The organism is Mycobacterium sp. (genome assembly GCF_965229105.1).
GTDB lineage: Bacteria > Actinomycetota > Actinomycetes > Mycobacteriales > Mycobacteriaceae > Mycobacterium.
In genome coordinates, this window is sequence record NZ_OZ245858.1 from 735,974 (window position 1) to 747,439 (window position 11,466).

At 65.4% G+C, this 11,466-nt stretch carries 16 protein-coding genes and 1 pseudogene; 8 read left to right on the top strand and 9 right to left on the bottom strand.

Annotated elements, in window-relative coordinates; translation table 11 throughout:
• Positions 1–8: 8 nt before the first annotated feature.
• From ADBZ9O_RS03440 to ADBZ9O_RS03450, 3 genes and pseudogenes are all read right to left on the bottom strand, one after another.
• Positions 9–350, bottom strand: coding sequence for a GNAT family N-acetyltransferase (locus tag ADBZ9O_RS03440; RefSeq protein ID WP_526532787.1), 342 nt, complete (start codon positions 348–350; stop codon positions 9–11).
• Positions 351–362: 12 nt separating this feature from the next.
• Positions 363–1,361 (bottom strand): annotated as a pseudogene (locus ADBZ9O_RS03445) (pirin family protein); the annotation flags it as partial.
• Between the two features lie 7 nt (positions 1,362–1,368).
• Positions 1,369–1,812, bottom strand: a complete 444-nt coding sequence (locus ADBZ9O_RS03450; RefSeq protein WP_526528422.1) for an EVE domain-containing protein — start codon at positions 1,810–1,812, stop codon at positions 1,369–1,371.
• An 88-nt stretch (positions 1,813–1,900) separates the two neighbouring features.
• Here ADBZ9O_RS03450 and ADBZ9O_RS03455 point away from each other — a divergent pair, with 88 nt between their 5' ends.
• Positions 1,901–2,971, top strand: coding sequence for a phosphotransferase family protein (locus ADBZ9O_RS03455; RefSeq protein WP_526528424.1), 1,071 nt, complete (start codon positions 1,901–1,903; stop codon positions 2,969–2,971).
• A gap of 3 nt (positions 2,972–2,974) precedes the next feature.
• Here the strand turns inward: ADBZ9O_RS03455 and ADBZ9O_RS03460 are convergent, their stop codons facing one another.
• The 3 genes from ADBZ9O_RS03460 to ADBZ9O_RS03470 are packed head-to-tail and all read right to left on the bottom strand — an operon-like array spanning position 2,975 to position 3,994.
• Positions 2,975–3,322, bottom strand: coding sequence for a type II toxin-antitoxin system PemK/MazF family toxin (locus ADBZ9O_RS03460; protein WP_526528426.1), 348 nt, complete (start codon positions 3,320–3,322; stop codon positions 2,975–2,977).
• A complete protein-coding gene (locus ADBZ9O_RS03465; protein WP_526528428.1) occupies positions 3,309–3,536 on the bottom strand; it encodes a ribbon-helix-helix domain-containing protein in 228 nt (75 codons plus the stop codon). The genes ADBZ9O_RS03460 and ADBZ9O_RS03465 overlap by 14 nt, the downstream gene beginning before the upstream one ends.
• A gap of 41 nt (positions 3,537–3,577) precedes the next feature.
• Positions 3,578–3,994, bottom strand: a complete 417-nt coding sequence (locus ADBZ9O_RS03470; RefSeq protein ID WP_526528430.1) for a WhiB family transcriptional regulator — start codon at positions 3,992–3,994, stop codon at positions 3,578–3,580.
• A gap of 149 nt (positions 3,995–4,143) precedes the next feature.
• Between ADBZ9O_RS03470 and ADBZ9O_RS03475 the strand changes: the two genes are divergently transcribed.
• The gene (locus tag ADBZ9O_RS03475; RefSeq protein WP_526528432.1) at positions 4,144–4,890 is read left to right on the top strand and encodes a helix-turn-helix domain-containing protein; all 747 of its coding nucleotides are present in this window, start codon (positions 4,144–4,146) and stop codon (positions 4,888–4,890) included.
• A 24-nt stretch (positions 4,891–4,914) separates the two neighbouring features.
• Positions 4,915–5,733, top strand: a complete 819-nt coding sequence (locus ADBZ9O_RS03480) for a C40 family peptidase (protein WP_526528434.1) — start codon at positions 4,915–4,917, stop codon at positions 5,731–5,733.
• Positions 5,734–5,961: 228 nt separating this feature from the next.
• Here ADBZ9O_RS03480 and ADBZ9O_RS03485 read toward each other — a convergent pair whose 3' ends face one another.
• Positions 5,962–6,801, bottom strand: coding sequence for an SDR family oxidoreductase (locus tag ADBZ9O_RS03485; protein WP_526528436.1), 840 nt, complete (start codon positions 6,799–6,801; stop codon positions 5,962–5,964).
• The gene (locus ADBZ9O_RS03490) at positions 6,798–7,154 is read right to left on the bottom strand and encodes a nuclear transport factor 2-like protein (protein WP_526528438.1); all 357 of its coding nucleotides are present in this window, start codon (positions 7,152–7,154) and stop codon (positions 6,798–6,800) included. The genes ADBZ9O_RS03485 and ADBZ9O_RS03490 overlap by 4 nt, the downstream gene beginning before the upstream one ends.
• A gap of 140 nt (positions 7,155–7,294) precedes the next feature.
• Here ADBZ9O_RS03490 and ADBZ9O_RS03495 point away from each other — a divergent pair, with 140 nt between their 5' ends.
• Together ADBZ9O_RS03495 and ADBZ9O_RS03500 are read left to right on the top strand one after the other, a co-directional pair.
• Positions 7,295–8,122 (top strand): MerR family transcriptional regulator, encoded by an 828-nt coding sequence (locus ADBZ9O_RS03495; protein ID WP_526528440.1) that lies wholly within the window; start codon positions 7,295–7,297, stop codon positions 8,120–8,122.
• Positions 8,119–8,985: a TIGR03620 family F420-dependent LLM class oxidoreductase gene (locus ADBZ9O_RS03500; protein WP_526528442.1), complete on the top strand. Its 867-nt coding sequence runs from the start codon at positions 8,119–8,121 to the stop codon at positions 8,983–8,985. The genes ADBZ9O_RS03495 and ADBZ9O_RS03500 overlap by 4 nt, the downstream gene beginning before the upstream one ends.
• Positions 8,986–9,085: 100 nt before the next feature.
• Here ADBZ9O_RS03500 and ADBZ9O_RS03505 read toward each other — a convergent pair whose 3' ends face one another.
• Positions 9,086–9,562: a GNAT family N-acetyltransferase gene (locus ADBZ9O_RS03505; protein WP_526528444.1), complete on the bottom strand. Its 477-nt coding sequence runs from the start codon at positions 9,560–9,562 to the stop codon at positions 9,086–9,088.
• A 109-nt stretch (positions 9,563–9,671) separates the two neighbouring features.
• Between ADBZ9O_RS03505 and ADBZ9O_RS03510 the strand changes: the two genes are divergently transcribed.
• The 3 genes from ADBZ9O_RS03510 to ADBZ9O_RS03520 all read left to right on the top strand — a co-directional run bounded on the left by ADBZ9O_RS03510 (position 9,672) and on the right by ADBZ9O_RS03520 (position 11,405).
• Complete coding sequence (locus tag ADBZ9O_RS03510; RefSeq protein WP_526528446.1) at positions 9,672–10,220, top strand: AAA family ATPase; 549 nt, start codon at positions 9,672–9,674, stop codon at positions 10,218–10,220.
• Positions 10,217–10,807 carry an AAA family ATPase gene (locus ADBZ9O_RS03515; protein ID WP_526528448.1) on the top strand — a complete coding sequence of 197 codons (591 nt, stop codon included), beginning with the start codon at positions 10,217–10,219 and terminating at the stop codon, positions 10,805–10,807. The genes ADBZ9O_RS03510 and ADBZ9O_RS03515 overlap by 4 nt, the downstream gene beginning before the upstream one ends.
• A 223-nt stretch (positions 10,808–11,030) precedes the next feature.
• Complete coding sequence (locus ADBZ9O_RS03520; protein ID WP_526528450.1) at positions 11,031–11,405, top strand: DUF4226 domain-containing protein; 375 nt, start codon at positions 11,031–11,033, stop codon at positions 11,403–11,405.
• Positions 11,406–11,466 lie beyond the last annotated feature (61 nt).

The window sequence follows — 11,466 nt, forward strand, 5'->3', positions numbered from 1 at the left end:
ACGATAGGTCAGCGGTGTCGCTGGGCCATCAGCCACTCATCGATCTGGGCGGTGATCGGGTCGAGGATGTCATCGAAATCGTGGTGCTTGGCTACGTAGGCGGCGACCATCGGGCAGACCGCGACCACGCGCAGGCCCTCAGCACGGGTGGCGGACAGCGCCGCCTCGACCAGGATGCCGGCCAGGCCGCGGCCCTCGAACGCCGGCTTGACCTCGGTGTGCAGGAAGATCCTTTGGCCGTCCCGGTCGACGAAGGACAGCATGCCCGCGGACCCGTCGTCGACGGCGATCGTGAAGATCCTGGCGCGTTGGGTGACGGTGGTCTCCGCACCTGTTTTGTCGGTGGTCACGTGGTGTCCTTGCGGTCGGGGTGTCTGCGGGGCCGTCTTGCGAGGCCGAAGCCGGGTGGTGGGCAGCCGCGGCGCCGGCAGGCGCAGCGGATCTCCTTGTGCGACAGGACGATAGCCGTCTACGTGGCCGAATCGTGCATCGTGGTGCTGCCATTGGTCCCGGTAGTTGACGATATCGTCGTGGCTGCGGCCCACGAAGTTCCACCACATCACCAGCTCCTCGGTGAACGGCGTGCCACCAAGCACCACCACCCGCGCCGGCCGGTCTCCGGTGTTACGCAATTCCAGTGTCGACGGCCCGGCGGGACGGTAGGCCAGTTCGGCGACTGTCACCGCCGTGCCGTCTACGTCGACGTCACCCCGATCGACGAGCACGCCGTGTTCGAACGTCGGATCGGTGTCGAGTGTCAACCGGCTGCCCGCACCGAGATCGATCTGCGCCCCGAGCAGCGGGCTGAAGGTCGGCACCGGCGCGCTGACACCGTCGAGCGTCCCGAGGAACACCCGGATCGTCGCACCGGCACGCGATACCGGAGTCGGCACATAGTGGTCGAAATTGCGCTCGGTGTCCCGGTGGGCATCGGGTAGCGCGACCCACAACTGCACCCCATGCAGCATGGTCGTCGCCGCCGTCGACACCTCGGAATGGCAGATACCGGCCCCCGCCGTCATCAGGTTGAGCTCGCCGGGTCGGACAAAAGCGTGCACGCCCGCCGAGTCTCGGTGCTCCACCTCCCCGCTGAACAGCCAGCTGACGGTCTGTAGGCCGGTGTGCGGGTGCGGCGGCACGTCCATGGCGGTGCCGGAACGGACGTCCTGCGGGCCGTAATGATCGACGAAACACCAGGCCCCGATCAGCGACCGCTGGTGTTGCGGCAAGGTGCGCCGGACCAGCAGCGCCCGCGGCCCGCCGAGCGGTACCTCCCGAGGCGTCAGTATCTCGACGCCCGCCGCGGGCTCTGCCGTCACAGGGACATCAACCTCGGCAGGGTGCTGTTCGAGGTTGCTCATCCAACGATCATGCGACGGCAGCAGCACCCCCCGCCACCGACTGGGTCATGGCCGCTGCGATGAGCTCGAAGTCGTGGTCGCTGACCTGGAACAATCCGAAGCGGAAGCGAAAACCCCAGCGCTTCTTGTCCTCGATGAAATCCAGCCCGTCAATCAGCGGTCTGATCGGCGTCTCGACGCAGTCGAGGAATTCGACCTTGCGCCGGTACGGACGGAAATCGGGCGATATCTCCACCTGGTAGAGCTCATCGCCGATGAGCCGCCCGATCGCGGTGAACGCCTGCAGGGGGTCACCATCGGGATAGTCCGTCTTCGGTGAGTAGAACGCGATCCGGTCGCCGGAACCCAACCGGCGCAGCCGGTCTGGCTTTCCGTGATCGGCTTGGGTGAATCCACCTTCGACGGCGCGGCGGACGTGCTCGCGGCTGACCGTATTAATCCAGTTCGTCATGAACCCACGCTAGGAGTGGGTACTGACAAAAACCCGCCCGCGGCGCCTGCATTAGAACGTGTTCTAATTCTGCGAGGAGGTGCGCCCGATGACCACCACAGCAGCGATTCCCGCCAGCCCGGCGGATGTGACCAGTACCTGGCTCTCGGCGGTATTGGGTACCGAGATCACCGAGGTGACGGTAACCCCGGTGGGTACCGGACAGACCGGCGCCACCTACCGCGTGACCCCCACCTATGCCGGCGCCCGGCCGGATCTGCCGGACACCATGATCGTCAAACTGCCGTCGCAGGACGAGGCCGTGCGCGAGCGGGTGGCGCTCGGCTACCGCGCCGAGCACGCGTTCTACACCGAGGTCGCCGACACGTTGACGGTGCCGCTGCCGAAGTGGTTCCACTGCGAAATAGACCGCGACGGAGCCGATTTCGTTCTGTTGATGGCCGATCTCGCCCCCGCTGTACAGGGCGACCAGATCGCGGGCTGCAGTCTGGTCGAGGCCCGACTGTCCGTCCAGGCGCTGGCCGGGCTGCACGGCCCGCGGTGGTGCGATCCCGGCTGGCTGTCCTTCACCGGCGCGACGATGCCTCGGGCGGACGCCGACTTCGCCAGGGGGATGGGCGATCTCGCCAAGATGGCCGCCGAAACGACCATCGGCAAGCTCGGCGACCGGATGTCGGAAGCCGATCGCACCACCCTGACCGAGGCGGCAGCGCTGGTGGGCCCGTGGCTGCTGCTGGCACCGGAGCGGTTCAGTCTGCTGCACGGCGACTACCGGGTGGACAACCTGCTCTTCGATCCCGAGCGCACCAAGGTCACCGTGGTCGATTGGCAGACGCTGACCGTGGGGCTACCCGCGCGTGACCTGGCGTATTTCGTGGCGACCAGCCTGGCGCCCGACCTGCGGGCCGCTGTTGAGCAGGAGCTCGTCGACGCCTACTACGGCTCATTGGTGACCGAAGGAGTTACCGGCTATGACCGCGAAACCTGTTGGCAGGACTATGTTCTCGGGATGCTTCAGGTGCCGCTGCTGACGACGTTCGGGTTTGCCTTCGCTGCCGCCACCGACCGCGGCGACGATATGGTGCTGGCCATGCTGGAGCGTGGCTGCCGGGCGATCCGTGAGCTGGGCACCCTCGAGCTGATCAGGCAGCAGGCGTAGGAGCTAGAGCTCCAAATGCAAGCGAAGGGCTTCGTCGAGCTTGGCGAGTTCGTCGGGGGAGAGTCGGCCGATCGGGCGGACCAACCGTTGCGTTGACATGGATCTGATCTGCTCGGCCTGGGCCTTCGATTCGACGCCGAGGCCGGTAGATGGCGACGACAACAACACCTGGAACGGGTAGACACTCGTTACGTTGCTGGTGACCGGCACGACGGTGATGACGCCTCGGCCCAACCGGGACGCAGTCGCATTGGCCCGGTCGTTGCTCACGACCACCGCCGGTCGCTGCGTGTTCGCTTCACTGCCCCGAGCGGGATCAAGGTCGACCTGCCAGATCTCACCGCGACGCATTGTTGAGTCCATCCGCGACGGTGGCGTCCCACTCGTCGTGTTCACTGGTCTCCCACTCTGCCCAGGCACGACCGTAATCGTCTTCAAGCGTCGGGTGGCGCAGCATCCGCACGGCCCGCTGTACGCCCGCCGATCGGGAGGGCAGACCAGTCTGTTTCACATAGGCGTCGAGGACCGCCACATCCTCATCGGACAAGCTCACACTCAACTTCATACTGGGATGCTACCCGGGTAGCACTCGGGTGGTAGTCGGAGCTAGGCCGCTGAGCGCTGCGCTGCGGAGACTGCGGGCAGGTGGAATACGGTGGCAACCACGGGCAGGGCATCCGCGCGCCGGTTCTCCAGCAGCGCTGAGCTTTCCGGAAGCTGCCGCGGGTTGAGCTCCCCGGCCGCGATGAGCGCCAGCACCTCATGCGCCCTGGCGAGTTCGTGTCGCTTGCGGTACTGGCCGCCAGGCAGTTTCACCCCGGCCCAGACGCCATACTCGACGCCGGCATCGACCGCGTGGGCCGCGCATTTGCGCTGTTGCGCCAGTGGGCAGCGCCGCAGGCAAATCGTGCGGGCCTCGGTTGACGCCCGCTCGTACGCGCGGGCCTTGGCGGCCCCGTCGGTGTCGTCGTCATCGGAGTACCCGAACCAGAGTTCGGGATTGGCTGCGCATGGCTGGTTCATCGTCTGCCCCTGTCTCGTTGTGGATGAAAGCGTTGACGAAACCGTATACGTATCGCCGCTCCCGCGCAACAGAAACGAATAGCAAAACGTATACGTAAAGGTAGATCCGGCCGGCCTGTGTACGATTCCTGCATGTCCGGAGCACTACGGTGAGCCGAGAATCGGCGGGCGCAGCCATCCGGGCACTGCGTGAATCTCGGGACTGGTCGCTGGCGGATCTGGCCGGTGCGACGGGCGTGAGCATCATGGGTCTGAGCTACTTGGAGCGCGGGACCAGAAAACCCCACAAAGGCACAGTTCAGAAGGTTGAAAACGGTCTCGGACTACCACCGGGCACCTACTCCCGGCTGGTCATCTCGCCCGATCCGGACGTCGAAATCAGCCAGTTGCTGGCCGCTTCGCAACCGCTGCGGCGGACCGCCCCGACCGTCGTGGTCGAGCGAAATTCGAACACCGCAGTGCTTGCCGAACACGCCCAGGCGCACATCGAAGCCCTCAACTCGGCGATCGCCCGTTTACCGCCGAATACGTCAAACGAATACGAGACGTATATTCTCTCCGTGATCACCCAGTGTGTGACGGCCGAGCTGCTGGCGGCCAACTCATGGCGGGTGGCTGTCAACGCCGGTGCCGACCCGAACGGGCCGCTACTGGGCCACGTCAAGGCGCTGGAATCCACCCGGGCCGCCCTGCTCGCTCGGCTGCCCGACAGTATCGGCGCCCGGTTCGATCAGGCCTGCACCCGGTCGTCGCTACCCGAAGCGGTGATTGCGGCACTCGTCGGCATCACCACCGAGGAGATGTGGGATATCCGCAACAGCGGATTCGTCCCGCCCGCCGCCCTGCCGCGGGTTCGGGCATTCCTCGACGCGGCCGCCGGCGCGGACTCCGAATAAGACAACTAACGGTAGGGGACCGGTATGGGGGAGTTGGACCTGCTGAGTCGGGCGCACCGGCTTTTCGACGGACACAGTGCGCAAGTTCACCTCGAGGCGGGTAGCCAGCGGTTCCAGAGCGCCCATTTCGGAGGTGTGAATACCGGTGGGGGACATGACCGTTACCAGTTGGCGGTGGAAACCAGCCGGGAGTCGCTGCGCAACTCGGCACGCACCGACGCGGTGTTCGCGGCGGTAGTGGCACGTGCCCAACAGGATCACGCCCTGGCGCGGGACCTGACCAGGCAGGTGCTCCGGGCCGCACAAGCAGACTCTCCTGGACCTGCCGACTCCCCAGTCGCCCAGCGCGAGGCCATGCGCCGCACCGCGGCTCGGCTGCGCGCTCAACATGAGCATGTCTCCGCTGCCCGTCGGCGGGCCCGTCGCCGGTTGCTGCTCCTGCGTGCGCTGCGGTACCGGGCGCTGCGCCGACGGCGACGGCTCGGCGGCCTGCGGCTGCCGCCCCCGAGCAGCCGGGCCGGGATCGCCGTGCGGGCGGCGCTGTCCCGGCTGGGTCGGCCGTATGTGTGGGGTGCGACCGGGCCCAACCAATTCGATTGCTCCGGTCTGGTGCAGTGGGCCTACCGGCAGGCAGGCGTCCCGCTGGACCGCACCACCTACGACCAGATCAACGACGGGGTTCCGGTTCCGCGGTCGCAGATCCGGCCTGGGGATCTGGTGTTCCCGCACACAGGACACGTGCAGATGGCGATCGGCAACGGAATGGTCGTCGAGGCGCCGCATGCTGGTGCGACGGTACGGATCAGTCCGCTCGGAACGGCCGTCGCGATCCGTCGACCGTGAGTTGTCGGTTCTCAAACCTGATGTCATCGCTGTGTCATTGATGACTCGGAAATGAGAATCTTCAGCGTGTGAGACAAGAAACGAGACAGACTCCCGTTACGCGTTGATCCGCGTCGTCGAGGTGCTTCGAGGTGAACTGTCGGCTACGGGGCATCCCAGGGCTTCACTGCGGCATCGACGTCACCCCAAGCTCAGATGGACGGCCGATCGGGACCTACGGTCGGCCTCTCAGGTGGGGAAATCGGCGCTGCGAGAGAGCGTTTCGTTCGCCCGGATGTTGGCCAGATTCTTCTCCAGCGTATCGATCACGGCGTCGTATCCGCTGTTGCCCAGAACCAGCCGACGGGGCGGCGGATCTTGAGCCATCGCCGCGATCACCGCACGGGCACCGCGGCGCGGATCGCCGGGTTGCGTCCCGTCCATCTCGACGAAGGCGGCGCGGACCTGCTCCAGCATGTCGTGATACTCCGCAATCGGCTCCTCGATGGGCTCGTTCGCGAAGCCGGCGTAGGCATTCGTGCGGAACGCCCCCGGTTCGACGGTCAACACGGAGATGCCCTGAGCAGCCACCTCGTCGCGCAGCGCATCGGTGACGGCTTCGATGGCGTACTTCGTCGCGCTGTAGTAACCGAATCCGGGCGCCGCCACGAGCCCGGCCACCGACGACACGTTGACGATCCACCCGTTCCCGCGGGCACGCATCCCCGGCAGCACCGCACGCGTCACGGACAGCACGGCGAAGAAGTTCAGCTCGAACATCGCCCGCAACGAGGACTCGGCCATCCCTTCGATCGATCCGTACCAACCGCGGCCGGCGTTGTTGACCAGCACGTCGATGCCGCCGAAGTGCTCCTCTGCGGCGCGTACCGCACGCTGCACTTGGGCGGCGTCGGTGAGTTCCAGTGGCACCACGAGAACGCGGTCGCCGTATTGCTCGGCCCATGTCGCCAGCTCCTGCGAGCGCCGGGAGGTGAGTGCCACGCGGTCGCCAGCCTCGAGTGCGGCCTCGGCGAACGCCATCCCAAGGTTGCCGGGGGTGCCTCCGGTGATGAACCAGCGCCGCGTCATGGCTCGATCACCACCCGGCTGATGACAGTGCCGTCGAGGGTGAAGCGGTAGTGCAGGTCGGCGACTCCGCCCGGGAAGTTGCCCTCCAGGTGTTGCCCGACGTCGACAGTCGTACCGGTCTGCCGTTCGAGCACTGTCGCGCCGGTGAATGCGGTGGTGTAGGTGTACTCAGCGGCCGCGGTGGCCACCCAGGCGCCGATCTCGTCATGTCCCTTGTAGTCGTGGCCTTCGTCGGTCACCACGGCATCGGTGCTGAGTGTGGTCAGCGCGTGGTCTACCTCACGGGCATCGAGCGCGGTCATGAACGCTCTGACAGGTTTTGGGAGTGCATCCCAGTCTGTGGTGTTGGTCATGACCCCACGATGAGGGTTGCCCTTAGGGGAAGGTCAACCCCCGGATCGACTCGCGCCGTGATGTTGACCTTGCCCCAGGGGGAGGCTTGAGGATGGCCGTGTCCCATCACGTGGGCGATGCAAACGCAGAGGAGGACGCCATGGGCGCACAGGTCTCGATCGGAGACTTCGCAGTGATGACCAGTCTGAGTAGGAAGGCTCTACGCCACTATCACGACATCGGCATTCTCGAACCCGCCCACATCGACCCCTATACCGGCTACCGCTTCTACGACACCAGCCAGGTCGATCACGCCCACATCATCCGCCGGTTCCGATCGCTGGGCATGTCCATTCCCGACATCAAGGCGCTACTGAGCACCGAGGACGCCGGGGCCCGTACCGACATCATCACCACTCATCTCGAACAGATGGAGGCTCAGCTCCAGCAGACCCGCGACACCGTGGGTGCGCTGCGCGAACTGCTCTCCCCCGTGCGTACTCCCACCGACGTCACATCGCGCCACGAACCGGCGCTCGCCGTGTGGTCCGTCAGCGCCACCATCGATACCTCCGGGATAGACGAGTGGTTTACGGCGTCACTGCGGACACTGCACCGGGCCGTCGCCATGGCAGCAGGCGCGCCGACTGCGGTGGTGCCGGGCGGCCTCTACGACCGCGCGCTGTTTCTCGAACAGCGCGGCAGCGCAACCATGTTCGTCGCAGCACCACCATCGGCAGATCCCCCCGAGGGTATCCGCGCCGAGGTCTTACCCAGGGCCGAATTCGCGGTGCTCACCCACCCGGGCGGTCACGACGGCATCGACCGCAGTTACGCGGCCCTGGGCATCTACGTCAACGAGCATCTGATCAGCAGCCAGGGGCCCATCCGAGAGCATTACCTCGGCGGCACTCCCACAGATCCGGCCCGGTTCACCGCAACCGAGATCTGCTGGCCGATCTTCAGCACCACCGCGCCGCTGCGATGAACGACACACACGAGCGGTTCGGCACATACGGAGCATGGCTCAATCCCGCACTGGGTGATGCGCCCCGTATCGTCTACGCCTCTGAACTCGAGGACTTGGGCTATCAGACGATCTGGGTGGGAATTGGCGCAGACCCCGTCGGTGACATGGACCTGCTCGAGCAGATGATTGCCGCGACCCAGAACGCGATCATCGCGACGGCAATCATCAATATGTGGCAAGACGACGCACGCAGCATTGCCCACCACTACCACCGGATCGTCGACCGCTACGGGCCTCGCCTGCTGTTGGGCATCGGTCTCGGTCATCCTGAAAAACGAGACACCTACGAAAAGCCCTACGAGCGGATGGTCCACTACGTCGCCGCGCTCCTCGAGAGCAAGGTGCCGGCCGAAGCGATCGTGATCGGCGCCCTGGGACCCAACACGCTCAAACTGGCCGGCGAGAAAACACTGGGGGCACACCCCTATCTCACCGTGCCCGCGCACACGCGATACGCACGAGAGGCTTTGGGCAGCAACGCTTTCCTGGCTCCCGAGCACAAGGTTGTGCTGAGCCAGGACGTTGAACAAGCGCGAAGAATCGGCCGAACCGCGGTGCAGCATCCCTACCTGGGCCTGCGTAACTACACCAACAACCTGCAGCGGCACGGGTTCACCGAAGCCGATATCGCCGGAGCAGGTAGCGACGCACTCATCGACGCCCTGGTCGCGCACGGTCCCCCGGAGACCATCTACACCCAGATCGATGAGCACCTCTCGGCCGGCGCCAACCATGTCGGCATCCAGGTTCTCGCCGAGGATCCCACCGCCTCACCGGTACAGGCCTTCCGCACCCTGGCCGAACACCGACCCGCGTACTGAGACGCACCCGAAACGACTCCCTGCGACGGGCAGTGGCCCTTCTCCGAATCGGGAATGACCTGCTAAGTGACGCACGCAGGACGAAATCGGTTGCGCCACTTCATCGAAGGTCTTTGACCATTGCGAGGCCTAGCGGACCGTTGCCTTGGCCAATGATGCGAAACCCCTTGCGCTCGTAAAGGCGCTTGGCGGGATTTCGGACGTGGACGTTGGTGACCATCGTGGCGTGGCCCTTCGCTAGATCGGCGAAGAGCGCCTCCAGGAGCATGCCGCCGATGCCGGCACCGCGGCACCCTGGCGCAATAGCGATGCACAGTTCGGGCAGCGGCACACCGGCCGCATCACAGCGCAATGGCGGACTGCCGCGATAAGTCCACACCGCACCGACGGGTGTGCCGCTGTGGTCCTCGGCAATGATCGGCACCACCCCGGCAGCCGGAAGCATCTCAAGCACTTCGTCGTCGTCGGGGTCGGGGAGAGGCCAATCTTCGATGACGCAGGCGTGACGTGCCATCTCGACGACGAAGGAATCATCATCAGGCGTCGCCGCACGAAGGACGATGCGCTGCGATGTCATCGCCGGATTGTGGCAGACGCCTTGGGCTACACGCACCTCGTTTCCCAGACCGCGCAGCCCGGCCAGTATCGGACACCGAGTGGTCGACAACGGGTCCTACAGTCGGGTTGTGATTGTGTGGATTAACGGCACCCACGGCTCCGGCAAGACGACCACCAGCGCCCTGGTGCAAACGTTGCTGCCGAACTCACGGATATTCGACGCGGAGAAGGTCGGCGAGACCCTCATGGACATCACGCCGGGCCTTCCCGAAACCGACAACTTCCAGCACTGGCCACCCTGGCGCCCACTCGTCGTAGAAACCGCTCGCCGCGTCCTCGAATACGCCGGAGGAACCCTGGTCATGCCCATGACAGTGCTCGTCGAGCAGTACTGGCGAGAAATCCACTCAGGACTCACCCGCTACGGAATTCCAATACGGCACTTCGTCCTTCACGCCCAGCAGGAAACGCTCCGCAGACGCATCGAGGGCGACACCAACATGGGCCCCTCGTCGTTTCGTCTAGTCCACTTACCGCTGTACGCCGAGGCGGCCCGGACCTGGCTACATGTCGAGGCCGACGTCATCGACACCGAAGACATCACCGCCGAGCAGGCCGCCCGAAAAATCGCAGACGCTGTCACGACGGCGCACCACGAAGGTCAGTCGAATCAATGACCGTGCTGCTCGGCCCAGCGGACCCGCTTCCGCCCACGACTCGACGCATCCTCGTCACCGGGCCCTCGGGTGCGGGCAAGAGCACGCTGCGAGAGACCATCAGCACTACCCTTCACCTGCCCACCGTGGAGATCGACTCGCTTCACCACGGACCCCACTGGACGCCCCGACCCACCTTCGCCGCCGACGTCGACCACTTCACCACCGGGCCCAGCTGGGTCGTCGAATGGCAGTACGCCCAAGTGCGGGCTCTACTGCTCGACCGCGCCGACACTCTCATCTGGCTGGACCACAACCGATGGACGGTCACCCACCGGGTCGTGCGCCGTACGCTGCGACGGCGCATTCACCACGTCGAACTGTGGAATGGAAATGTCGAGCCGCCACTACGCACGATCTTCACCGACCGCGATCACATCATCCGATGGTCGTGGCGTACCCACGGCAAACGACAGCGCGAAGCACGCGAGGTAGCCCACCGAACCGTCGGCCCCCTCGTCGTGCGCCTCACCGGACAAAACCAAGTCGACACCTGGGTACAGGGGCCTCTACGAAAGCTGGCCAATCGTGACTCGAACGCAGACTGATGGGCTAGCTAAGTGGCGGTCAGTCTGCCGAGCCAACGGTGCTGAGGGATTTCCTCGCGCAGTGACTGAGTGAGCCACGTGCGACTGTCTTCGTCGAGCTTTGGCAGGCAGCGCTGCAGGTCGACAGCGTCGTTGGAACCGGGCGTGCCCGCGTTATCCGTAATGCTCGATCCGTCCCTCGAAGTGAATTGTTGGCGCAGATCAACCGCGGTACCTTGGTCGAATGGTGGACCAGCAGGGACATTCGGCGACCGCCATCGCGGCTTCGTCGTCGGCTCTGGCGATTCACCACGCCGGCGTCGCGGAGGCTGATCGCGCGCTGTCCGAAGCGTTGCTCGCCGCGCACGCTGCCACCGTTGAGGGCCTTCGGCGCCTCGACGCGATCGAGACCGATATCGAATCAGCGGTGGCACAGCAGGACACGCTGGCGTTGGACACCGCTGCCGGGGCGCTCCAGCTGCAGAGGTTCCTGCTTGCCAAACATCGCGAGATCATCGATATCGTCGAGCAGACCGCCGCGGACGCCGAGGCGAAAAGAGCTGTGCTGCAGGGGTTGTTGAGCCGGTATCCGGTCTCGCCGTCGGAATCCACAGCCTGACCGAAGGTGAATTGTCGCCACTGTGCCCCGTCGGTACAGTCCGCCTCATGCAGGGTCTTCG

Coding starts and splice junctions, on each gene's coding strand:
- ADBZ9O_RS03505 (WP_526528444.1), bottom strand. CDS start 9,562: ATGACATCGCAGCGCATCGTCCTTCGTGCGGCGACGCCTGATGATGAT.
- ADBZ9O_RS03485 (WP_526528436.1), bottom strand. CDS start 6,801: ATGACGCGGCGCTGGTTCATCACCGGAGGCACCCCCGGCAACCTTGGG.
- ADBZ9O_RS03450 (WP_526528422.1), bottom strand. CDS start 1,812: ATGACGAACTGGATTAATACGGTCAGCCGCGAGCACGTCCGCCGCGCC.
- ADBZ9O_RS03470 (WP_526528430.1), bottom strand. CDS start 3,994: ATGAACCAGCCATGCGCAGCCAATCCCGAACTCTGGTTCGGGTACTCC.
- ADBZ9O_RS03500 (WP_526528442.1), top strand. CDS start 8,119: ATGAACGACACACACGAGCGGTTCGGCACATACGGAGCATGGCTCAAT.
- ADBZ9O_RS03495 (WP_526528440.1), top strand. CDS start 7,295: ATGGGCGCACAGGTCTCGATCGGAGACTTCGCAGTGATGACCAGTCTG.
- ADBZ9O_RS03515 (WP_526528448.1), top strand. CDS start 10,217: ATGACCGTGCTGCTCGGCCCAGCGGACCCGCTTCCGCCCACGACTCGA.
- ADBZ9O_RS03455 (WP_526528424.1), top strand. CDS start 1,901: ATGACCACCACAGCAGCGATTCCCGCCAGCCCGGCGGATGTGACCAGT.
- ADBZ9O_RS03480 (WP_526528434.1), top strand. CDS start 4,915: ATGGGGGAGTTGGACCTGCTGAGTCGGGCGCACCGGCTTTTCGACGGA.
- ADBZ9O_RS03490 (WP_526528438.1), bottom strand. CDS start 7,154: ATGACCAACACCACAGACTGGGATGCACTCCCAAAACCTGTCAGAGCG.
- ADBZ9O_RS03460 (WP_526528426.1), bottom strand. CDS start 3,322: ATGCGTCGCGGTGAGATCTGGCAGGTCGACCTTGATCCCGCTCGGGGC.
- ADBZ9O_RS03465 (WP_526528428.1), bottom strand. CDS start 3,536: ATGAAGTTGAGTGTGAGCTTGTCCGATGAGGATGTGGCGGTCCTCGAC.
- ADBZ9O_RS03520 (WP_526528450.1), top strand. CDS start 11,031: ATGGTGGACCAGCAGGGACATTCGGCGACCGCCATCGCGGCTTCGTCG.